Raw genomic sequence first — 21,249 nt, 5'->3', positions numbered from 1 at the left:
CCCGTTACTTCTGGTGAGCACCGGTATTTTGTACCGTGCTCCATTCCAGAATTTCGCCCTTAAAAATCCATACCTTGACACCAATAATACCGTAGGTGGTTTTCGCCTCAGCAAAACCGTAATCAATATCGGCCCGCAGGGTGTGCAAAGGCACCCGCCCTTCCCGATACCATTCAGTACGAGCAATTTCTGCACCACCCAATCGACCGGCACAATTAATGCGCATACCCAGTGCTCCGAAACGCATGGCATTGGTAACGGCTCTTTTCATCGCCCGACGGAACATGATTCGGCGTTCCAGCTGTTGTGCAACACTTTCAGCAACCAGCTGCGCATCCAATTCGGGCTTACGAATTTCTTCGACATTAATATGAACCGGAACGCCCATGCGCTTTTGCACATCGTGACGTAACTTTTCGATGTCTTCGCCCTTTTTACCGATAACGATACCAGGGCGCGCAGTATGAACTGTGATACGCGCACTCCGTGCAGGACGTTCGATAATGATATCGGAAACAGCTCCACCGGAAAGTCTCTCACGAATGAACTGGCGGATTTTAATATCTTCCAGCAACTTTTCCTGGAAATCGCCCTTCCCGTACCAACGGGAGTTCCAATTCTTAATGATTCCCAGACGCAGTCCGACTGGATTGGTTTTTTGTCCCATAGCTTCCTCAGTTAACTCTCTGCGACCACAATCGTGATATGGCTGGTCCGTTTCAGGATCCGTGAGCCCCGACCTTTTGCCCGGGCCGCAAAGCGCTTCAGCACCGCACCACCGTCAATCAGAATCTGTTCGACGAAAAGGGCGTCCACATCGGCACCTTCATTGTTTTCTGCATTAGCAATTGCTGATTCGAGACATTTCCGAATGGGCAATGCTGCTTTCTTGTTGGTAAACTGCAAAATCTCCAACGCCTTGTCTACCGGTTTGCCGCGCACCAGGTCAGCAACCAGTCGCGCTTTTTGGGGAGACATCTGCAGTCCTTTAAGTACAGCTGATGATTTCATCTGATTCCCCTTTATCGCTTGGCTTTTTTGTCAGCCACGTGACCTTTGAAGGTCCGTGTCAGTGCAAATTCACCGAGCTTATGGCCAACCATGTTCTCGTTGACCACAACAGGAATATGCTGACGACCATTATGTACACTGATGGTCAGACCGATGAAATCAGGGGTAATAGTGGAACGACGCGACCATGTTTTGATCGGACGCCGGCTACTACTCGCCTGTGCACTTTGTACTTTACGGTCCAGATGTTCATCAATGAACGGACCTTTTTTAATGGAACGTGGCACGTCAAATCCCCTTAACCACTAACGCGAACGACGTCGTACAATCATATTGCTTGTACGCTTGTTTTTACGGGTACGATAACCCTTGGTCGGTTGCCCCCAAGGTGAAACCGGATGCCGACCACCGGAAGTACGACCTTCACCACCACCGTGGGGGTGATCTACCGGGTTCATAACCACACCTCGTACGGTTGGGCGAACACCCCGCCAACGTGTGGCACCAGCCTTACCCAACTGCTGAGATCCGTGTTCTTCATTACCGACCTCACCAATGGTAGCGCGGCAGGATACATGAATTCGACGCACTTCACCAGAGCGCAAACGTAACTGAGCATATTCTCCATCACGCGCCATGAGCTGAGCCGATGCACCTGCCGACCGGGCAATCTGACCACCCTTGCCCGGACGCATTTCAATATTGTGCACTACCGAACCTACCGGGATACCGCGCAGAGGCATACAGTTGCCGGGCTTGATCGGCGTTTGCTCAGCCGAAAGAATGGCGTCACCGACATTCATTCCTTTGGTGGCCAGAATGTAACGACGTTCTCCATCAACATAGCAAACAAGTGCTATATGCGCCGAACGATTGGGATCGTACTCCATACGTTCCACTTTACCGGGAACGTCAAATTTATTGCGCTTAAAATCAATAAGGCGATAGTGTGACTTGTGCCCACCACCTTGGTGACGTCGGGTGATTCGCCCATGATTATTGCGGCCGCCACTATGTGATTGCGATTCCACCAACGTCGGATACGGGTCCCCTTTGTGCAGACGCGTATCTACGCTCTTAACGACAAAACGTCGACCTGCGGAGGTGGGTTTGGTTTTAATCAATGCCATTTTTAGATCCTTTCCTCAGGCCACGCCGTAGTCAATGCTGTTGCCTTCGGCCAGACGTACATAAGCCTTTTTCCAGGAAGAGCGGCGGCCAACGTGTCGTCCCATACGCTTTTCCTTGCCCAAGTAATTGCAGGTTTGAACAGACAACACCTGAACTTCAAATAGTTTTTCAACAGCTGACTTGATTTCAAGTTTGGTAGAGTCGCGCGCCACTTTGAATACAAACTGGTTCGTCTTCTGCTGCACCATGGTGCTTTTTTCGCTGATAACCGGGGCCAAAAGGACCAGATATTTACGTTCTGCGTTCATCCGTACACCTCACCTAATTTCATGACTGCGTCCTGATCCATCAGCACACGGCCATATTGGAGAAGATCTGCAGGACCGATATCCTGCCAGCCGGCAATACCGACTCTCGGAAAATTGCGCAAGCTTAAGAATAAATTGACTGGCACTTCACCCATGACCAGGAGAAAATCCGTACCACCGGCCTGATCAATCCACTCACGCGCGTTTTTACTGCGTGCTTCGGAAAAATCTTCCTGCTGAATAATCTGTAACCGACCCTGGCGCAACAACTCTGCCAGGACAGTACGCATGGCACCTGCCCACATCTTTTTATTGACCTTTTGATGATAGTTTTCACCACCAGCAGGGAACACCCGACCACCACCACGCCAGATTGGGCTGCGCGTTGTACCAGCGCGCGCACGACCGGTACCCTTTTGCTTCCAGGGTTTACGACCACCACCGCGCACAGCAGAACGATTCTTCTGGTGCGCAGTTGCAGCCCGCATGCCAGCCATTTGCGCTACAACCACCTGGTGCAACAGCGCTTCGTTGTAGGGAACGTCAAAAACACCGTCGGCAATTTCAACCGGACTGTTTTTGCCGCTGGCAATTTCCAGACTTTGGACTTGCATATTCTCTCTCCTAACCGCGCACTGCAGGACGCACGATGACATCACCATCGCGTGCACCAGGAACAGCACCTTTGATCATCAGCAAATGCCGAGCTTCATCAATGCGCACCAATTCAAGGTTCAGCGTAGTGACCTGTTCATCACCTAAATGTCCAGCCATCTTCTTGCCCTTGAATACCCGACCAGGTGTCTGCCGACAACCAATGGAGCCCGGTGCATTGTGCGCCCGTGAGTTACCATGACTGGCGCGATTACTCCGGAAATTATGACGCTTGATGGCCCCAGCAAATCCTTTACCTTTGCTGGTTCCAGTTACATCGACCTTTTGACCAGCAGTAAACACATCAAGACCAATCTCACTACCACTGCTGTATGCCCCGGTATCTTCAACCCGGAACTCTCTCAGCAAGCGGCCGGGGACTACACCACTTTTACGGAAGTGTCCTGCCAGTGCAGACGTTACCCTTTGGGGACGACGTTCACCGCAGGCCACCTGTACGGCACAGTAACCATCAGTGGCGATATCTTTAATCTGGGTCACCTTGTTCGGTGCCACATGAATGACGGTAACCGGCAAAACCCGTCCATCATCAGAAATGATGCGCGTCATACCTACTTTCCGTCCGATCAGACCCATTACCATTTTCTTGTCCTTTCTAAAATTACAGCTTGATCTCGACGTCGACACCCGCTGCAAGATCCAGCTTGATCAGCGCATCTACGGTTTTATCATTGGGATCGAGAATATCGAGCAAGCGCTTATGAGTCCGCTGTTCAAACTGATCCCGGGCGTTCTTATCCACATGGGGTGAACGCAACACCGTGAAGCGCTCGATTTTGGTGGGCAGAGGAATAGGACCGCATACCCGAGCCCCGGTCCGCCGGGCTGTTTCAACGATTTCTGCTGCAGAAATATCCAGCATGCGGTAATCGTATGATTTCAAGCGAATACGAATTTTTGAACTGTCCATTATTCGACCACCTTGGAAACGACGCCGGCACCCACCGTACGGCCGCCTTCACGTACCGCAAAGCGCAAGCCTTCTTCCATCGCAATCGGGGCAATCAGGGCAACCTTAAACAACACGTTGTCACCAGGCATCACCATCTCTACACCTTCCGGCAATTCCACCGCACCGGTTACGTCCGTGGTGCGGAAGTAAAACTGCGGACGGTAACCATTGAAAAACGGAGTATGACGGCCGCCTTCTTCTTTCGACAGGACATACACTTCCGCTTCAAAACGGGTGTGCGGCTTGATGCTGCCGGGCTTGGCCAATACCTGTCCACGCTCCACGTCGTCTTTCTTGGTGCCACGCAGCAACACGCCGACGTTGTCGCCAGCCTGCCCCTGATCCAATATCTTCCGGAACATTTCCACACCGGTCACAATGCTCTTGGCGGTGTCGCGGATGCCGATGATTTCAATTTCATCACCAACCTTGACAATTCCACGCTCAATACGCCCGGTGACCACGGTGCCACGTCCGGAAATCGAGAAGACGTCTTCGATCGGCATCAGGAAGGGCTTGTCAACCGGACGCTCAGGCAGCGGAATGTAGCTGTCCAGGGCGTCTGCCAGTTTGAAAATAGCAGGTTCGCCGATGTCGCTCTGATCGCCTTCCAGGGCCTTCAGGGCGGAGCCAATGACGACCGGGATATCGTCTCCCGGGAAATCATACTTGGACAGCAGTTCGCGGACTTCCATTTCGACCAGCTCAAGCAGTTCGGCGTCATCCACCATGTCAGCCTTGTTCAGGAACACGACAATGAAAGGTACGCCCACCTGACGGGCCAGCAGGATGTGTTCACGCGTCTGCGGCATGGGGCCGTCCGCCGCTGAACAGACCAGAATGGCACCATCCATCTGCGCCGCTCCGGTGATCATGTTCTTGACGTAGTCGGCGTGTCCGGGGCAGTCCACATGAGCATAGTGACGCGCTTCCGTCTCATACTCGACGTGTGAGGTCGCGATCGTGATGCCACGCGCCCGTTCTTCCGGCGCGTTGTCAATCTGATCATAGGCCCGTACTTCTCCACCAAACTTCGTCGACAGCACCTTCGTCAGCGCCGCCGTTAATGTGGTCTTACCATGGTCCACGTGACCAATCGTTCCCACGTTTACATGCGGCTTCGTCCGCTCAAATTTCCCTTTGGACATCTTGAACTCTCCCGTTACGACTAGCGCTGACTTTTCTTGACAATGGCCTCGGCCACATGGCCGGGGACTTCCATATACTTCTCAAACTGCATGGTGTAGGTGGCACGCCCCTGTGACAATGAACGGACCGTCGTTGCATAACCAAACATTTCCGACAGCGGCACTTCACAACGAATGACCTTGGCACCGGCTTCGTCTTCCATACCCTGCATCATGCCGCGACGACTATTGATATCACCGATGATATCACCCATGTATTCTTCCGGCGTCACCACTTCCACTGCAAAAATAGGCTCTAACAGCACTGGATTGGCTTTTGCTGCACCGGCTTTGAAACCCATGGACCCTGCTATTTTAAATGCAGCTTCTGATGAGTCGACGTCATGATAAGAACCGTCAAAAATGGTTACCTTGACGTCCACTACCGGGAAGCCGGCGATAATACCATTTTCGAGGGCTTCTTCAACACCTTTTTGCGTAGGTCCGATAAATTCTTTGGGAACCGTACCGCCAACCACACCATTTTCGAAACTAAATCCGGTTCCGGGTTCCAAAGGTTCCAGACGCAACCAGACATGACCATACTGACCGCGACCACCAGACTGACGGACAAACTTACCTTCAGCCTCTACGGTCTTGCGGATTGTCTCACGATAAGCGACCTGAGGCGCACCCACCGTGGCTTCGACGTTAAACTCGCGTTTCATACGATCTACAATGATTTCAAGATGAAGCTCGCCCATACCGGAAATAATCGTCTGTCCTGATTCCTGATCAGTACGCACCCGGAAGGAGGGATCTTCCTGAGCCAACTTACCCAGGGCAATGCCCATTTTTTCCTGATCGGCCTTGGTTTTGGGCTCGACAGCAACATGAATGACCGGCTCAGGGAATTCCATCTGTTCAAGCGAAATAGGTTTATTGAGATCACAGAGGGTGTCACCGGTATAGGCAGTTTTCAAACCTACTGCAGCAGCAATATCACCTGCCAAAACTTCCTTGATTTCATGACGCTCATTAGCATGCATCTGGAGCACACGACCAATACGTTCTTTTTGATTGCGACCCGGGTTCAATACCGTGGAGCCAGCTGTCAGAACGCCTGAATACACCCGGAAGAAGGTCAGCTGGCCCACAAATGGATCTGTAGCAATTTTGAATGCCAGTGCAGAAAATGGCGCTTCATCATCGGCAGAACGTACAATTTGCGCGCCGGAATCCGGATCCGTGCCAACTACTGCCTCAATATCTACAGGCGAAGGCAAGTAATCTAAAACTGCATCTAATGCAGCCTGTACACCTTTGTTTTTGAAAGCACTGCCGCACAGAACCGGAACGGTTACGCCAGCAATGGTCGCCTTGCGCAAAGCAGCCTGAAGCTCTGGGATGGAGATTTCCTCCCCTTCCAGATATTTCATCATGACTTCTTCATCCGCGTCAGCAATGGCTTCAATCATGAAGTGACGGGCGGCTTCAGCTTCTTCACGCAGGTCTGCAGGAATTTCTTCTTCAGTAAAGCGCGTCCCTTGAAGGGCATCATCCCAGTTGATGGACTTCATTTTCATCAAATCGATGACACCACTGAAACGGTCTTCTTCACCGATGGGCAACTGGACCGGAACCGGGTTCCCTTTCAACTTGGTTGCAATTTGCTCGACTACCCGCTTGAAGTTGGCACCCTGACGATCCATTTTGTTCACAAAAGCAATGCGCGGGACCTTGTATTTATTAGCCTGACGCCATACCGTTTCGGACTGGGGCTGCACACCGCCCACTGCGCAGAAAACCGCCATAGCGCCGTCGAGGACGCGCAACGAACGCTCCACTTCAATGGTGAAGTCTACGTGTCCGGGGGTATCAATGATATTGATGCGATGTTCCGCACGCTGTCCATCCATACCTTTCCAGAAACAGGTCGTTGCGGCAGAAGTAATGGTAATGCCGCGCTCCTGTTCCTGAGCCATCCAGTCCATAACGGCAGTACCCTCATGCACCTCACCAATCTTATGAGACACGCCTGTGTAAAATAAGATACGTTCAGTGGTAGTCGTTTTGCCGGCATCAATATGCGCCATAATGCCGATATTGCGATAACGTTCAATGGGGGTCGTGCGAGCCACAGTTTAGTCCTTTTGGGTGAGAGGCCGATCAATTACCAACGGAAATGCGCAAAGGCCTTGTTGGCTTCTGCCATACGATGGGTTTCTTCACGCTTGCGAACTGCGTTTCCACGATTCTCTGCTGCCTCAAGAATCTCGGCGGCGAGACGGTTGCCCATGGATTTTTCATTCCGCTTGCGCGCTGAATCACGCAGCCAGCGCATGGCCAAAGCCATTCTCCGGTCGGAACGAATTTCTACCGGCACCTGATAAGTAGCACCGCCGACGCGACGACTTTTGACTTCGACGACCGGACGGACATTGTCAATGGCCTTGCGAAATACTTCCAGAGCATCACTTTTACTGCGCTCCGCAACCATTTCAAGGGCACCGTAGACAATTTTTTCCGCCGTGCTTTTTTTGCCGTCACGCATCATGACATTCGCAAATTTGGCGATGACTTCTTCTTTATACTTGGGATCCGGGAGAACAATCCGCTTGGGGACTTCACGACGTCTGGGCATGGCGCAACAACTCCTTCAATCTTTGCTTATTTGGGACGCTTGGCGCCGTACTTGGAGCGGGACTGCTTGCGGTTTTTCACGCCAGCGGTATCCAGGGTACCACGCACAATATGATAACGAACGCCGGGCAAATCCTTCACACGACCACCCCGGATGAGTACCACCGAGTGCTCCTGCAGGTTATGACCTTCACCAGGAATATAGCTACTTACCTCAAAACCATTCGTGAGACGCACACGGGCGACCTTACGCAATGCCGAGTTCGGCTTTTTAGGCGTCGTGGTGTAAACACGGGTACAAACTCCACGTTTTTGTGGATTGGCATCCAGGGCTGGCACCTTACTTTTGGCGACAGGCCGCTTGCGTGGCTTGCGCACGAGTTGATTTAATGTGGGCATTTACAATCTCCAGAGTACGATGATGGCACCCAGCCTCACCGATGAGAGGGCGCATTCTAGTGAGGCTTGCCCTGACTGTCAAGGCAAACCTCGGACATACCTTACAAAATTACCGATTTTCGCTGTTCAGCAAGGCTTCTGCAGCATTAGACGATGATTCCCCAGCAGTCGCCAACACTTCGCCACGATTCAGACGGCGGCGATGTTCATGGTAGGCAAGCCCGGTGCCGGCGGGAACCAGACGACCGACAATGACGTTTTCCTTGAGGCCACGCAGGTCATCCAGCTTTCCTGACACCGCTGCTTCGGTTAGTACACGCGTGGTTTCCTGGAAACTGGCCGCTGAAATAAAGGACTCGGTGGACAAACTGGCCTTGGTAATACCGAGCAGCATCGGCTTAAAGCGCGCCGGTTCCTTGCCATCCCGCTCCAACTGGGCATTTTCATCTTCAACCCGGGCCCGATCCACCTGGTCGCCTGTAATAAAGGTTCCGTCCCCACTGGAAGTCACCTCTACCCGCCGCAGCATCTGGCGCAGAATCACTTCAATGTGTTTGTCGTTAATACGCACACCCTGTAAGCGATAGACGTCCTGCACTTCGTCGACAATGTAATTGGCAAGCGCCTGGACACCCAACACCCGCAAGATGTCATGGGGTACTGGCTGACCTTCTACCAATTGCTCACCGGGAACAACACGCTCCCCTTCGTACACCGTAACGTGACGGCCCTTGGGAATGAGATATTCATGCTGTTCAGCGTTTTCGTCGGTAATGATGAGGCGCTGCTTACCCTTGGTATCCTTGCCAAAACCGACAATGCCTTCGTGCTCCGCAATAATCGCAAAGTCCTTGGGACGACGGGCTTCAAACAACTCGGCCACACGTGGCAAACCACCGGTAATATCACGGGTTTTCGTGGTACCGGCGGGCAGACGGGCCAAAATGTCGCCCGGGAATATCTCCATCCCTTCCTGTACCGCAATAATCGCTCTGGCGGGCAGGAAATAACGTGCCGGCAAGTCGGTTCCCGGCAATTTGAGGTCTTGGCCCTTTTCATCAAGGATGCCAATGACCGGTCGCAAATCCCGACCCTGCGGTGGACGCTGTTTCGTATCAATGACCATCAAGGTCGACAGACCGGTTATTTCATCGGTCTGAATAGCGACACTGGCACCTTCTACAGCATCTTTCAGTGATATTCTACCGCCTACCTCGCTGACAATCGGACGCGTATGCGGATCCCATTCAGCAACCCGCATACCAGCCGTCACCGGAGTATTATCATTGACGAGTAATGTCGCGCCGTAAGGCATTTTGTAACGTTCTTTTTCACGACCCTGTTCGTCTGTCACGGTCACTTCACCGTTACGACCGACAACGACGTGACGACCACTGGAGTGCGTTACAATGCGCAAGTTCGACTGATAATGGAATACGCCACCCTGCTTCACATCCAGACTGCTTTGCGCAGCAGAACGACTGGCGGCACCACCAATATGGAAAGTTCGCATGGTCAACTGGGTACCCGGTTCGCCAATGGATTGCGCAGCGATGACGCCAACTGCTTCGCCTGCGTTCACCAGATGACCTCGGGCCAGATCACGTCCATAACACAGGGCACAAACCCCGTGCCGTGAATGACAGGTGAGCGGTGATCGTACCTTCAATGCATCCACACCCAGTGCGTCAAGCTGGCCCAAATGCTGCTCCGCCAACATGGTATTGCGGGGGATGACAATCTCCCCGGTATTCGGATGCAGAAGATCTTCGGAAAGCACCCGACCGAGCACCCGGTCGCGCAAGGGTTCGATGACTTCGCCACCTTCCACCAGCGAGGTCATGGGCAGACCTTCTTCCGATCCACAATCGCGTTCAACCACCACCAGATCCTGGGTTACGTCCACCAATCTGCGGGTCAGGTAACCGGAGTTTGCGGTTTTCAGCGCCGTATCCGCCAGTCCCTTACGTGCGCCATGGGTCGAGATGAAGTACTGGAGAACGTTGAGTCCTTCACGGAAGTTGGCGGTGATGGGCGTTTCAATGATGGAGCCATCCGGCTTGGCCATCAGGCCGCGCATTCCGGCCAACTGACGAATCTGGGCCGCAGAACCACGCGCTCCGGAATCCGCCATCATGAAGATGGAATTAAACGAATCCTGTTGCACCTTGCTGCCGTCTGGAAGTTCAACGGTTTCCTTGCTGACCCGATCCATCATGGCTTTCGCCACTTCATCGGTGGCTCTTGACCAGATATCGACGACTTTATTGTAACGTTCACCCTCGGTGACCAGGCCAGACGTATATTGGGCCTGGATGGCTTTCACCTCGTCTTCGGAGCGGCTGAGAATTCCTTCCTTCTCCTGCGGGGTCACCATATCGCCGGCACCGAAAGAAATGCCCGCGCGGGTCGCCATACGGAAGCCGGTGTACATCAGCTGGTCCGCAAAAATGACGGTGTCCTTGATTCCCAGGGTGCGGTAACACGTATTGATCAGTTCGCCAATGACTTTTTTCTTCAGCACCCGGTTGATGACACTGAAGGATAGCCCTTCGGGCAAAATATCGCCGAGCAGGGCGCGTCCGGCGGTAGTTTCAATGCGCTCGCCCCGGAAACGGACCGTGATGCGGGCATGGAGTCCCACCTGACCAGTTTCATAAGCCCTACGTACTTCGCGAATATCGGAGAACATGCCTCCGGTACCCTTGGCATCAGCACGCTCCTGACTGGCATAGTAAAGTCCCAGCACAATATCCTGTGACGGCACGATGACCGGATCACCATTGGCAGGACTGAGAATGTTATTGGTGGACATCATTAATGTCCGGGCTTCGAGCTGCGCCTCCAAAGACAGCGGTACATGGACCGCCATCTGGTCACCGTCAAAGTCGGCGTTGTAGGCCGCACAAACCAGCGGATGCAACTGAATGGCCTTGCCCTCGATCAACACCGGTTCAAATGCCTGGATGCCCAGACGGTGCAGGGTCGGGGCGCGGTTCAGCATGACCGGATGTTCGCGAATGACTTCTTCGAGAATATCCCAAACCTCGGGTTTTTCCTGCTCTACCAAGCGTTTGGCCGCCTTGATAGTCGTCGCCAAACCGCGCTCTTCCAGCTTGTTGAAAATAAAGGGTTTGAACAACTCCAGCGCCATTTTCTTGGGAAGGCCGCACTGATGCAGACGCAACTCGGGACCAACCACAATGACCGAACGGCCGGAGTAATCGACCCGCTTACCCAGCAGGTTCTGGCGGAAACGCCCCTGCTTACCCTTGATCATATCTGCCAAGGACTTGAGCGGACGCTTGTTGGGGCCGGAAATGGCGCGACCACGACGACCATTATCCAGAAGGGCATCAACCGCTTCCTGCAACATGCGTTTTTCGTTGCGCACGATAATATCCGGCGCTTTCAATTCCAACAGGCGCTTCAGACGGTTGTTGCGGTTAATAACGCGACGATATAAATCGTTGAGATCCGAAGTCGCAAAACGACCGCCATCCAAAGGCACCAGAGGACGCAGATCGGGTGGCAGTACCGGCAAAACTTCCAGGATCATCCATTCCGGGCGATTTCCCGAGGATTCAAAACCTTCAAGAATTTTCAGACGCTTGCTCAGTTTTTTGGTTTTGGTGTCCGAGTTACTTTCACGCAGTTCGTTACGGATACGTTCAATTTCCTGAACCAGTGGAATGCCGCGCAGCAGATCGCGAATACCTTCTGCACCCATCTTGGCGACAAATTCGTCACCATGTTCTTCGAGCGCATCCAGATACTGGTCTTCACTCATGATCAGACCACGTTCCAGCGCGGTCACACCGGGGTCTACCACCACATAAGCCTCAAAATACAGAACGCGCTCGATATCCCGTAATGGCATATCCAGAATCATACCCATACGACTGGGCAAGGACTTGAGGAACCAGATATGCGCTACCGGGCTGGCGAGCTCAATGTGGCCCATACGCTCACGCCGCACGCGCGCCTGGGTGACTTCCACACCACATTTTTCGCAAACCACACCACGATGCTTGAGACGCTTGTACTTGCCACAAAGACATTCGTAGTCCTTGATCGGGCCGAAAATCTTGGCACAGAACAAACCTTCGCGCTCAGGCTTGAAAGTCCGGTAGTTAATGGTCTCAGGCTTTTTTACTTCACCAAACGACCAGGAACGCACCTTGTCCGGAGAGGCAATACCTATCCGTATGGCATCAAATTCTTCTTGCTGATCGTTTTGTTTAAAGAGCTTCAGTAAGTCTTTCAACGCATCCATCCTTGCCCGCCCGGGGCGGAAATATTACTTGGACTGTTCCAATTCAATGTCGATACCCAGCGAACGCAGCTCTTTCAACAGCACGTTAAAAGATTCCGGCATTCCGGCATCCATACGGAAATCACCTTTGACGATGGACTCATACATTTTACTGCGGCCACTGACGTCATCAGACTTCACGGTCAGCATTTCCTGCAATGTATAAGCGGCTCCATACGCCTCCAGGGCCCAGACTTCCATTTCACCGAAGCGCTGGCCACCAAACTGAGCCTTACCCCCCAGCGGTTGCTGGGTAACCAGACTGTACGGTCCGGTGGACCGGGCATGCATTTTGTCATCGACCAGATGGTGCAGCTTGAGCATATAGAGGTAACCCACCGTCACAGGACGATCAAAGGCTTCGCCGGTACGCCCATCGTACAGGGTGACTTGACCACTGCGCGGTAACCCTGCCAGCTCCAGCATATCGCGGATTTCTTCTTCCGCAGCGCCGTCAAATACGGGAGTCGCCATCGGAACGCCACCGCGCAGGTTCCGCGCCAGTTCCCGGATTTCCTCATCCGACAGGCTATCGAGATCTTCTTTCTTGCCTGCCCGATTGTAGATTTCCGCCAGGAAGGCACGCATTTCCTTCATGGCCAAATCGCTTTCGAGCATTCCGGCAATTTTTTTACCCAGCCCTTTGGCAGCCCAACCCAGATGGGTTTCCAGAATCTGACCCACGTTCATACGTGACGGCACACCCAGCGGATTGAGGACAATATCTACTGCCGTTCCATCAGCCAGATGCGGCATATCTTCTACGGGAACAATTTTGGATACCACACCCTTGTTACCATGGCGCCCGGCCATTTTGTCACCGGGTTGCAGATGACGCTTGATGGCTACATGCACCTTGACCATTTTCAGGACACCAGGACTCAGATCATCGCCCTGGGTGAGCTTGCGACGTTTTTCTTCCAGCACCGCATCCAAACGTTGACGCTGTTCTTCCAACTGGGCTCGGATTTGTTCCAGTGCGTCATTACCTTCATCGGAACGCAAACGGATTTCAAACCATTGCGCGCGGGGTAGATCTTTCAGATACGCCTTGGTCACCTTGTTGCCGGCTGCAAGTCCATTGGGACCGCCCTCAGCCACCTTACCCGTCAACAGTCGCTCAATACGCTGGTAGCTGTCTTCTTCAACAATACGGTACTGATCGTTCAGATCCTTACGAATCCGGGTCAGTTCGTGTTCTTCGATAGACTTGGCGCGCGCATCTTTGTCAATACCATCACGGGTAAATACCTGGACGTCTATGACCGTTCCATACATACCTGCCGGCATACGCATGGAATTATCCTTCACGTCCGAAGCCTTCTCTCCGAAAATGGCGCGTAACAATTTTTCTTCCGGGGTCAGCTGGGTTTCACCCTTGGGGGTCACCTTACCTACCAGGATGTCTCCGGGGGCCAGTTCTGCGCCGATTACGACAATACCGGATTCATCCAGATGACGCAGGGCACCTTCAGCCACATTGGGAATATCCCGCGTGATTTCTTCCGGCCCGAGTTTGGTATCACGGGCAAACACCGAGAACTCTTCAATATGGATGGTGGTGTAACGATCTTCAGCAACCACCCGTTCCGAAATCAAAATGGAGTCTTCAAAGTTGTACCCATTCCAGGGCATGAAAGCCACCAGCATGTTCTGACCCAGAGCCAGCTCACCCATCTCCGTGCTGGGTCCGTCCGCCAAAACATCCCCACGGCTGACCACATCACCGACTTTGACTACCGGACGCTGATTCAAGGTCGTATTCTGGTTGGAACGGGCGTACTTGACCAAATTGTAGATATCTACGCCGGGTTCTTCGGCCAGTGTTTCTTCATCATTGACCCGAATCACAATGCGAGCGCCATCGACAATATCGACCACACCACCGCGCCGCGCTACTACTGCCGCACCAGAATCAATAGCCACCACCCGTTCCATGCCTGTGCCAACCATGGGCGCATCGGAACGAATGGTCGGAACCGCCTGGCGTTGCATGTTGGAGCCCATCAACGCGCGGTTGGCGTCATCATGCTCCAGGAAGGGGATCATGCTGGCCGCGACCGAAACAATCTGGCGGGGAGAAATATCCATGAACTGCACCTGATCCCGATTAGCCAGGGTCGTCTCGTTTTTGTGGCGGCAGGAGATAAGTTCTTCCACCAGCAGGCCATCATCATCCAGGACCGAGTTCGCCTGGGCGATTACATAATTACCTTCTTCAATGGCCGAGAGGTATTCGATTTCATCCGTCGCTCGACGATCTACTACACGCCGGTAAGGTGTTTCCAGAAATCCGTAGTCGTTAGTCCGGGCATAGCAGGCCAAACTGTTGATCAAACCGATATTTGGACCTTCCGGCGTTTCAATCGGACAGATCCGGCCATAGTGGGTCGGATGCACGTCACGGACTTCAAAACCGGCTCGTTCACGGGTCAAGCCACCCGGTCCCAGAGCGGAAACACGACGCTTATGAGTGACCTCGGAAAGCGGATTGGTCTGATCCATAAACTGGGAAAGCTGACTGGAGCCAAAGAACTCATTGACCACCGCAGCAATCGGCTTGGCATTGATAAGATCCTGAGGAGTCAACCCTTCACTCTCGGCGAGGGCCAGACGATCTTTGACCGCCCGTTCAACACGCACCAGTCCCAGACGGAACTGGTTCTCCATCAACTCGCCCACAGAACGCACACGGCGGTTGCCGAGATGATCAATATCGTCAATTTCGCCGATGCCGTTGCGCAGGGATACCAGCACCTTGAGTACGGCCAGGATATCCTCGCTGCTCAGCACTCCGGGACCCGTAATTTCCTCGCGCCCGACGCGACGATTGAACTTCATCCGTCCGACGGCCGACAGATCATAGCGATCGGGGCTGAAAAACAGACCCTGGAAAAGATTCTGAGCAGCATCCTTGGTCGGCGGCTCACCCGGACGCATTAAACGATAGATTTCCATCTGCGCTTCATGGGCATCACGAGAAGTATCAATTCGCAGCGTCTCGGAAATATAGGGACCCCGATCAATTTCATTGATGTACAGGGTGTGCAGTGATAAAGAAGGTCCCTTGCGCAGCACATCGAGCACTTCTCCGGTAATGGGTTCATTGACTGCCAGCAACACTTCACCGGTTTCCGGGTTGACGACGTCCTTGGCAAGCACTTTGCCCAGAACAAACACATCCGGGACGGGCAACTGCTGTAATCCCGGAACTTCGGCCAATACTTTGATATGCCGTGCAGTAATGCGTTTGCCAGTAGACACGATGACTTCACCCGTGGCCGGATTGACGATATCAAAGCTGGCAATTTCCCCCTGGAGACGTTGGGGAATCAAGTCATAATGCAACTCTCCATCCAGAATATGGAAGGTATCGGTCTCAAAAAACATTTCGAGAATGTCTTCGGTACTATAACCCAGGGCCCGCAACAAAGTTGTTGCCGGCAATTTGCGACGGCGATCAATACGCGCGTAAACATGGTCCTTGGGATCAAATTCAAAATCCAGCCAGGAACCGCGATAGGGAATAATACGGGCATTAAATAACAGTTTGCCCGAGGAATGGGTTTTACCCCGATCATGGTCAAAAAACACACCTGGTGAACGATGCAACTGCGAAACAATAATACGCTCGGTTCCATTGATGACAAACGAACCGTGTTCGGTCATGAGCGGTATTTCCCCCATGTACACGTCCTGTTCCTTCACATCTTTGACCCGCTTGGCGCCGGTACTGTCATCTTTTTCCATGACCGCCAGGCGCAACCGTACGCGCAGGCCGGCATTAAAGGTCAGACCGCGCTGACGACATTCCACCACATCAAAAGCCGGTTTTTCCAGGCGATAGGACACATAATCCAGCATGGCATTGCCGGAATAGCTCTCCATTGGAAAAATCGAGCGGAAAACCGCCTCTAACCCTGTTTCCTTGCGCGCCGCCGGAGCCGCTGACTCCTGGAGGAACTCCCGATAAGAATCCATCTGCGTAGCCAGCAGATATGGCACTGCGAGAATGCTCTGGCTTTTGCCAAAGTCTTTACGAATCCGTTTCTTTTCAGTAAAAGAGTAGGCCATGGATGCTCCGCGCGACGACTGCAAGGTTTAGGGAAAACATTTAAAGCTGCTTTCCACAAACGATGAATGGGCTGGCAACCGTATTTGTTGCCAGCCGGATAAACTGCTTAATACATGTACAACTAATTACTTGATCTCCGCCTCGGCACCAGCCTCGACGAGTTGGGCCTTGACGCTTTCGGCCTCAGCCTTGGCGACGCCTTCTTTCACAGCCTTGGGCGCGCCGTCGACCAGATCCTTGGCTTCTTTCAAGCCAAGACCGGTAATGGCACGCACTACCTTGATGGTATTCACCTTGTTGGCACCAGCACTGGTCAGTATGACATCAAATTCAGTCTGCTCTTCTGCTGCTGCAGCTCCATCACCACCAGCGGCACCACCGGCAGGGGCGGCAACAGCCACTGCGGCTGCAGAAACACCAAATTTTTCTTCCATTTCCTTAATCAGTTCAGAAAGTTCAAGAACCGTCATACCTGCAATAGCGTCTAAAATTTCAGCTTTGGACAATGCCATTTTTACAACTCCTTCATCATTAATTTTGAGTTAGGCAGCGCGTTGATCGCGAACTGCTGCAAGGACCCGAACAAAACGACTCGGAACCTCGTTGAGGGTGCGTACGAAACCGGATACGGGTGCCTGCATGGTGCCGAGCAACTTGGCCAGCAATTCTTCACGAGACGGCATCTTGCTCAATTGGGCAATAGCCGCAGCATCAATCTGCTTGCCACTCAATACACCACCGGTAATCACCAGCTTGTCAAAACGCTTGGCGAAATCCGTAAAAATTTTGGCTAATGCCACCGGATCTTCCGCTGCCGCAAATACCAGGGGCCCCTTCAACAAAGAGTCCATGACCGCGAATGGCGTGCCCGCCAGGGCTCGCTTCAACAGCGTGTTTTTTACCACCTGAACATGTACGGACTGTTTCAGTGCTTCTGCCCGAAACGCCGTCATTTGTGCCACAGTCAAACCACGATACTCTGCTACCACAGTGGCTTGCGCCTCTGCGATTTTGGCTTGAAGGGCGATGACGACCTGTTCCTTTTCTGCGAGTTTAAGACTCACGTGAATGTCACCTCCTATCTAACCGAGGCGGCCAAAAGGCTGGCGCGCCGTCGCCTACGCAGGGAAAAACATTAAGGCTTGCGCCCCCTGCGGTCTTTGTACGCCGGCTCACGCCGACCTTTCCGCCCGAAGACAGAAACTGTTACGCCAAGCCAGAAAGATCTACGCCGACCCCGGGACCCATGGTCGGAGATAAACTGACTTTACGAATATAAATACCCTTACTGGTGGCCGGTTTGGCTTTACGCAAGCTGTCAATCAGCGCCATCAGGTTTTCCTGCAGCGCTTTAGCTTCAAAGGAAGACTTGCCAATACTGCTATGCACAATACCGCCCTTGTCGGCACGGTAACGCACCTGACCACCCTTGGCATTGACTACCGCAGTACGCACATCTGCCGTGACGGTACCCACTTTGGGGTTTGGCATCAAACCACGCGGCCCCAGAACCGGACCCAAAGTGCCGACAATACGCATCGCATCTGGAGTGGCAATGACCACGTCAAAATCCATCTGTCCGGCCTTGACCTGTTCGGCCAAATCTTCCATACCAACGATATCAGCTCCAGCTTCACGGGCTTCATTAGCCTTGTCAGCTGTTGCAAACACAGCGACCCGCATTTGTTTACCGGTGCCATTGGGCAACACTACCGCGCCGCGAACCACCTGATCGGATTTGCGGGGATCAATCCCCAGACCGACTGCGACATCTACTGATTCATCGAACTTGGCTGTGGCCATTTTCTTGACCAGCTCCAATGCTTCTTCAATGGCGTAGCGTTGGTTGCGATTGACCAAATCACGAGCAGCAGTACTCCGTTTGGATTTATTAGCCATGTCTTAGCCCTCCACCGTCAGGCCCATACTCCGGGCAGTACCACGCACACTCCGTTTGGCCGATTCCAGATTTTCGGTATTGAGATCGGGCATCTTGGTCTTGGCGATTTCCTCGACCTGCGCCTCTGTCACCTTACCGACCTTCATGGTATTTGGACGGCCGCTACCTTTTGGTAAGCCTGCAGCTTTCATCAACAACACGGCAGCGGGTGGTGTTTTAACTTCAAAAGTAAAACTTTTGTCTGCAAATACTGTAATCACCACGGGCAAAGGCAAACCGGGTTCTACGCCCTGAGTTTGGGCATTAAAAGCCTTGCAAAATTCCATGATATTGAGGCCGCGCTGACCCAAGGCCGGGCCAATGGGCGGACTCGGATTGGCTTGGGTAGCCTTAACCTGTAATTTGATATAACCTGTTATTTTCTTTGCCATTACTCAGCTCCTGTGAGGTGCAAACGCCGTCAGGCTCCCTCGTCATGTAACCGTCAGACTTTTTCTACCTGACCGAAATCCAGCTCTACGGGGGTGGAGCGACCAAAAATGGTGACCGATACCCGCAGTTTACTTTTCTCAAAATTGACTTCTTCAACTACACCATTGAAGTCCTTGAAAGGACCGTCGATGACCCGCACCTGCTCGCCCGCATCGAAACTGAATTTCGGACGCGGCTTTTCAACGCCTTCCTTGATGCGATCCATGATGGCATCGGTCTCTGCATCACTAAGCGGATGCGGACGCCCGACCGAGCCGCCCACAAAACCGGTGACCCTGGGCGTGCTTTTCACCAGGTGCCAGGTTGTATCATCCATTTCCATTTGCACGAGAACGTAGCCTGGATAAAACATGCGCTGTGAATTGGTTTTTTGACCATTGCGCATTTCCACGACTTCTTCCACAGGGACCAGTATCTCGCCAAAACAATCGCTAAGACCCTCGCGTTGCGCCCGCTCGCGAATTTCTGCCTGAACTTTCTTCTCAAAACCCGAGAATGCATGCACTACATACCAACGCATAGCCATTTAGCCAACTCCTCCGAGTAGTAGCCGTACCACACCAAGGAGTGCCAGATCGACCAACCACAGAAAGGCCGCAATAACGGCAATCAACCCTATGATAATGGCAGTGCTCCGCAATACTTCAGGGCGGGTTGGCCAGACGACTTTCAGCAATTCAAGATACGCTTCCCGAAAAAATACCAAAAGCTTCTTTCCGCTTTCACTATAGGCAAACAAGCCTACGGCAATCAGCAGGCCGACTGCCAACCCAACACTCGGGTAATACGTCCCGATACGCGTGGGGATCAGAAAATACGCGAACACCCCGAGGGCAGCGAAACCTGCCGCAAAATAGAGCTTCACTTTTTCCAACATGACCACCGCACCTTTAATAATGGCAGGGCAGGAGGGGATCGAACCCCCAACCTGCGGTTTTGGAGACCGCTGCTCTACCAATTGAGCTACTGCCCTGCAGACGGCAAACGGCGGACAGGCCGCCGTTCAACTTTACAACTAAACTGACTTACTCAACTACCTTGGAAACGACGCCGGCACCCACCGTACGGCCGCCTTCACGTACCGCAAAGCGCAAGCCTTCTTCCATCGCAATCGGGGCAATCAGGGCAACCTTAAACAACACGTTGTCACCAGGCATCACCATCTCTACACCTTCCGGCAATTCCACCGCACCGGTTACGTCCGTGGTGCGGAAGTAAAACTGCGGACGGTAACCATTGAAAAACGGAGTATGACGGCCGCCTTCTTCTTTCGACAGGACATACACTTCCGCTTCAAAACGGGTGTGCGGCTTGATGCTGCCGGGCTTGGCCAATACCTGTCCACGCTCCACGTCGTCTTTCTTGGTGCCACGCAGCAACACGCCGACGTTGTCGCCAGCCTGCCCCTGATCCAATATCTTCCGGAACATTTCCACACCGGTCACAATGCTCTTGGCGGTGTCGCGGATGCCGATGATTTCAATTTCATCACCAACCTTGACAATTCCACGCTCAATACGCCCGGTGACCACGGTGCCACGTCCGGAAATCGAGAAGACGTCTTCGATCGGCATCAGGAAGGGCTTGTCAACCGGACGCTCAGGCAGCGGAATGTAGCTGTCCAGGGCGTCTGCCAGTTTGAAAATAGCAGGTTCGCCGATGTCGCTCTGATCGCCTTCCAGGGCCTTCAGGGCGGAGCCAATGACGACCGGGATATCGTCTCCCGGGAAATCATACTTGGACAGCAGTTCGCGGACTTCCATTTCGACCAGCTCAAGCAGTTCGGCGTCATCCACCATGTCAGCCTTGTTCAGGAACACGACAATGAAAGGTACGCCCACCTGACGGGCCAGCAGGATGTGTTCACGCGTCTGCGGCATGGGGCCGTCCGCCGCTGAACAGACCAGAATGGCACCATCCATCTGCGCCGCTCCGGTGATCATGTTCTTGACGTAGTCGGCGTGTCCGGGGCAGTCCACATGAGCATAGTGACGCGCTTCCGTCTCATACTCGACGTGTGAGGTCGCGATCGTGATGCCACGCGCCCGTTCTTCCGGCGCGTTGTCAATCTGATCATAGGCCCGTACTTCTCCACCAAACTTCGTCGACAGCACCTTCGTCAGCGCCGCCGTTAATGTGGTCTTACCATGGTCCACGTGACCAATCGTTCCCACGTTTACATGCGGCTTCGTCCGCTCAAATTTCCCTTTGGACATCAGAA

21 protein-coding genes and 1 tRNA gene are annotated in these 21,249 nt (G+C 53.1%); all 22 read right to left on the bottom strand.

The window, feature by feature from the left end:
• Positions 1 to 4 precede the first annotated feature (4 nt).
• The 22 genes from rpsC to tuf (GCD22_RS01930) all read right to left on the bottom strand — a co-directional run bounded on the left by rpsC (position 5) and on the right by tuf (GCD22_RS01930) (position 21,244).
• Positions 5 to 667 (bottom strand): 30S ribosomal protein S3, encoded by a 663-nt coding sequence (gene rpsC / locus GCD22_RS02035; RefSeq protein WP_010639696.1) that lies wholly within the window; start codon positions 665 to 667, stop codon positions 5 to 7.
• Positions 668 to 678: 11 nt separating this feature from the next.
• Positions 679 to 1,011, bottom strand: a complete 333-nt coding sequence (gene rplV / locus GCD22_RS02030) for a 50S ribosomal protein L22 (protein ID WP_010639697.1) — start codon at positions 1,009 to 1,011, stop codon at positions 679 to 681.
• Positions 1,012 to 1,022: 11 nt separating this feature from the next.
• The gene (gene rpsS / locus GCD22_RS02025) at positions 1,023 to 1,298 is read right to left on the bottom strand and encodes a 30S ribosomal protein S19 (protein ID WP_010639699.1); all 276 of its coding nucleotides are present in this window, start codon (positions 1,296 to 1,298) and stop codon (positions 1,023 to 1,025) included.
• 18 nt (positions 1,299 to 1,316) lie between these two features.
• Positions 1,317 to 2,141, bottom strand: coding sequence for a 50S ribosomal protein L2 (gene rplB, locus GCD22_RS02020; protein WP_031573671.1), 825 nt, complete (start codon positions 2,139 to 2,141; stop codon positions 1,317 to 1,319).
• Between the two features lie 15 nt (positions 2,142 to 2,156).
• The gene (gene rplW, locus GCD22_RS02015; RefSeq protein WP_153940363.1) at positions 2,157 to 2,450 is read right to left on the bottom strand and encodes a 50S ribosomal protein L23; all 294 of its coding nucleotides are present in this window, start codon (positions 2,448 to 2,450) and stop codon (positions 2,157 to 2,159) included.
• Positions 2,447 to 3,064 (bottom strand): 50S ribosomal protein L4, encoded by a 618-nt coding sequence (gene rplD, locus GCD22_RS02010; protein WP_010639705.1) that lies wholly within the window; start codon positions 3,062 to 3,064, stop codon positions 2,447 to 2,449. The genes rplW and rplD overlap by 4 nt, the downstream gene beginning before the upstream one ends.
• 10 nt (positions 3,065 to 3,074) lie before the next feature.
• Positions 3,075 to 3,707 carry a 50S ribosomal protein L3 gene (rplC, locus tag GCD22_RS02005; protein ID WP_010639707.1) on the bottom strand — a complete coding sequence of 211 codons (633 nt, stop codon included), beginning with the start codon at positions 3,705 to 3,707 and terminating at the stop codon, positions 3,075 to 3,077.
• Between the two features lie 19 nt (positions 3,708 to 3,726).
• Positions 3,727 to 4,035, bottom strand: coding sequence for a 30S ribosomal protein S10 (gene rpsJ / locus GCD22_RS02000; protein ID WP_012536086.1), 309 nt, complete (start codon positions 4,033 to 4,035; stop codon positions 3,727 to 3,729).
• Positions 4,035 to 5,225 carry an elongation factor Tu gene (gene tuf / locus GCD22_RS01995; protein WP_010639711.1) on the bottom strand — a complete coding sequence of 397 codons (1,191 nt, stop codon included), beginning with the start codon at positions 5,223 to 5,225 and terminating at the stop codon, positions 4,035 to 4,037. Before tuf (GCD22_RS01995) ends, rpsJ begins: the two co-directional genes overlap by 1 nt.
• A 20-nt stretch (positions 5,226 to 5,245) precedes the next feature.
• Complete coding sequence (fusA, locus tag GCD22_RS01990) at positions 5,246 to 7,345, bottom strand: elongation factor G (RefSeq protein WP_010641430.1); 2,100 nt, start codon at positions 7,343 to 7,345, stop codon at positions 5,246 to 5,248.
• Positions 7,346 to 7,377: 32 nt separating this feature from the next.
• Positions 7,378 to 7,848, bottom strand: a complete 471-nt coding sequence (rpsG, locus tag GCD22_RS01985) for a 30S ribosomal protein S7 (RefSeq protein ID WP_010641428.1) — start codon at positions 7,846 to 7,848, stop codon at positions 7,378 to 7,380.
• 26 nt (positions 7,849 to 7,874) lie between these two features.
• Entirely contained in the window at positions 7,875 to 8,246 is a 372-nt protein-coding gene (gene rpsL, locus GCD22_RS01980) for a 30S ribosomal protein S12 (protein WP_010641426.1), read from the bottom strand.
• Between the two features lie 109 nt (positions 8,247 to 8,355).
• Complete coding sequence (rpoC, locus tag GCD22_RS01975; protein WP_081577454.1) at positions 8,356 to 12,513, bottom strand: DNA-directed RNA polymerase subunit beta'; 4,158 nt, start codon at positions 12,511 to 12,513, stop codon at positions 8,356 to 8,358.
• A gap of 33 nt (positions 12,514 to 12,546) precedes the next feature.
• Positions 12,547 to 16,635 carry a DNA-directed RNA polymerase subunit beta gene (gene rpoB, locus GCD22_RS01970; RefSeq protein WP_081577437.1) on the bottom strand — a complete coding sequence of 1,363 codons (4,089 nt, stop codon included), beginning with the start codon at positions 16,633 to 16,635 and terminating at the stop codon, positions 12,547 to 12,549.
• A 126-nt stretch (positions 16,636 to 16,761) separates the two neighbouring features.
• Positions 16,762 to 17,148: a 50S ribosomal protein L7/L12 gene (gene rplL, locus GCD22_RS01965; protein ID WP_024895005.1), complete on the bottom strand. Its 387-nt coding sequence runs from the start codon at positions 17,146 to 17,148 to the stop codon at positions 16,762 to 16,764.
• Positions 17,149 to 17,178: 30 nt separating this feature from the next.
• Positions 17,179 to 17,700: a 50S ribosomal protein L10 gene (rplJ, locus tag GCD22_RS01960; protein ID WP_010641415.1), complete on the bottom strand. Its 522-nt coding sequence runs from the start codon at positions 17,698 to 17,700 to the stop codon at positions 17,179 to 17,181.
• A gap of 142 nt (positions 17,701 to 17,842) precedes the next feature.
• Positions 17,843 to 18,535 carry a 50S ribosomal protein L1 gene (gene rplA, locus GCD22_RS01955; RefSeq protein WP_024895004.1) on the bottom strand — a complete coding sequence of 231 codons (693 nt, stop codon included), beginning with the start codon at positions 18,533 to 18,535 and terminating at the stop codon, positions 17,843 to 17,845.
• Between the two features lie 3 nt (positions 18,536 to 18,538).
• Positions 18,539 to 18,967 carry a 50S ribosomal protein L11 gene (gene rplK, locus GCD22_RS01950; protein ID WP_010641411.1) on the bottom strand — a complete coding sequence of 143 codons (429 nt, stop codon included), beginning with the start codon at positions 18,965 to 18,967 and terminating at the stop codon, positions 18,539 to 18,541.
• A 53-nt stretch (positions 18,968 to 19,020) separates the two neighbouring features.
• Positions 19,021 to 19,554 carry a transcription termination/antitermination protein NusG gene (gene nusG / locus GCD22_RS01945; protein ID WP_010641409.1) on the bottom strand — a complete coding sequence of 178 codons (534 nt, stop codon included), beginning with the start codon at positions 19,552 to 19,554 and terminating at the stop codon, positions 19,021 to 19,023.
• Positions 19,555 to 19,905, bottom strand: coding sequence for a preprotein translocase subunit SecE (secE, locus tag GCD22_RS01940; RefSeq protein WP_024895003.1), 351 nt, complete (start codon positions 19,903 to 19,905; stop codon positions 19,555 to 19,557).
• A gap of 20 nt (positions 19,906 to 19,925) precedes the next feature.
• Positions 19,926 to 20,001, bottom strand: a tRNA-Trp gene (locus GCD22_RS01935).
• A gap of 52 nt (positions 20,002 to 20,053) precedes the next feature.
• Complete coding sequence (gene tuf / locus GCD22_RS01930; RefSeq protein WP_010639711.1) at positions 20,054 to 21,244, bottom strand: elongation factor Tu; 1,191 nt, start codon at positions 21,242 to 21,244, stop codon at positions 20,054 to 20,056.
• Between the last annotated feature and the right edge of the window lie 5 nt (positions 21,245 to 21,249).

It is taken from the genome of Acidithiobacillus thiooxidans ATCC 19377 (assembly GCF_009662475.1).
GTDB lineage: Bacteria > Pseudomonadota > Gammaproteobacteria > Acidithiobacillales > Acidithiobacillaceae > Acidithiobacillus > Acidithiobacillus thiooxidans.
This window is presented reverse-complemented; position numbering and strand designations above follow the sequence as displayed.

Bases quoted from the DNA above. Each gene is read 5' to 3' on its own strand.
- secE (WP_024895003.1), bottom strand. From the start codon at position 19,905: ATGTTGGAAAAAGTGAAGCTCTATTTTGCGGCAGGTTTCGCTGCCCTC.
- rpoB (WP_081577437.1), bottom strand. From the start codon at position 16,635: ATGGCCTACTCTTTTACTGAAAAGAAACGGATTCGTAAAGACTTTGGC.
- rplA (WP_024895004.1), bottom strand. From the start codon at position 18,535: ATGGCTAATAAATCCAAACGGAGTACTGCTGCTCGTGATTTGGTCAAT.
- rplW (WP_153940363.1), bottom strand. From the start codon at position 2,450: ATGAACGCAGAACGTAAATATCTGGTCCTTTTGGCCCCGGTTATCAGC.
- rpsG (WP_010641428.1), bottom strand. From the start codon at position 7,848: ATGCCCAGACGTCGTGAAGTCCCCAAGCGGATTGTTCTCCCGGATCCC.
- rplV (WP_010639697.1), bottom strand. From the start codon at position 1,011: ATGAAATCATCAGCTGTACTTAAAGGACTGCAGATGTCTCCCCAAAAA.
- rpsC (WP_010639696.1), bottom strand. From the start codon at position 667: ATGGGACAAAAAACCAATCCAGTCGGACTGCGTCTGGGAATCATTAAG.
- rplB (WP_031573671.1), bottom strand. From the start codon at position 2,141: ATGGCATTGATTAAAACCAAACCCACCTCCGCAGGTCGACGTTTTGTC.
- rpsJ (WP_012536086.1), bottom strand. From the start codon at position 4,035: ATGGACAGTTCAAAAATTCGTATTCGCTTGAAATCATACGATTACCGC.
- nusG (WP_010641409.1), bottom strand. From the start codon at position 19,554: ATGGCTATGCGTTGGTATGTAGTGCATGCATTCTCGGGTTTTGAGAAG.
- rplC (WP_010639707.1), bottom strand. From the start codon at position 3,707: ATGGTAATGGGTCTGATCGGACGGAAAGTAGGTATGACGCGCATCATT.
- rplK (WP_010641411.1), bottom strand. From the start codon at position 18,967: ATGGCAAAGAAAATAACAGGTTATATCAAATTACAGGTTAAGGCTACC.
- tuf (WP_010639711.1), bottom strand. From the start codon at position 21,244: ATGTCCAAAGGGAAATTTGAGCGGACGAAGCCGCATGTAAACGTGGGA.
- tuf (WP_010639711.1), bottom strand. From the start codon at position 5,225: ATGTCCAAAGGGAAATTTGAGCGGACGAAGCCGCATGTAAACGTGGGA.
- rplL (WP_024895005.1), bottom strand. From the start codon at position 17,148: ATGGCATTGTCCAAAGCTGAAATTTTAGACGCTATTGCAGGTATGACG.
- rpsL (WP_010641426.1), bottom strand. From the start codon at position 8,246: ATGCCCACATTAAATCAACTCGTGCGCAAGCCACGCAAGCGGCCTGTC.
- rplD (WP_010639705.1), bottom strand. From the start codon at position 3,064: ATGCAAGTCCAAAGTCTGGAAATTGCCAGCGGCAAAAACAGTCCGGTT.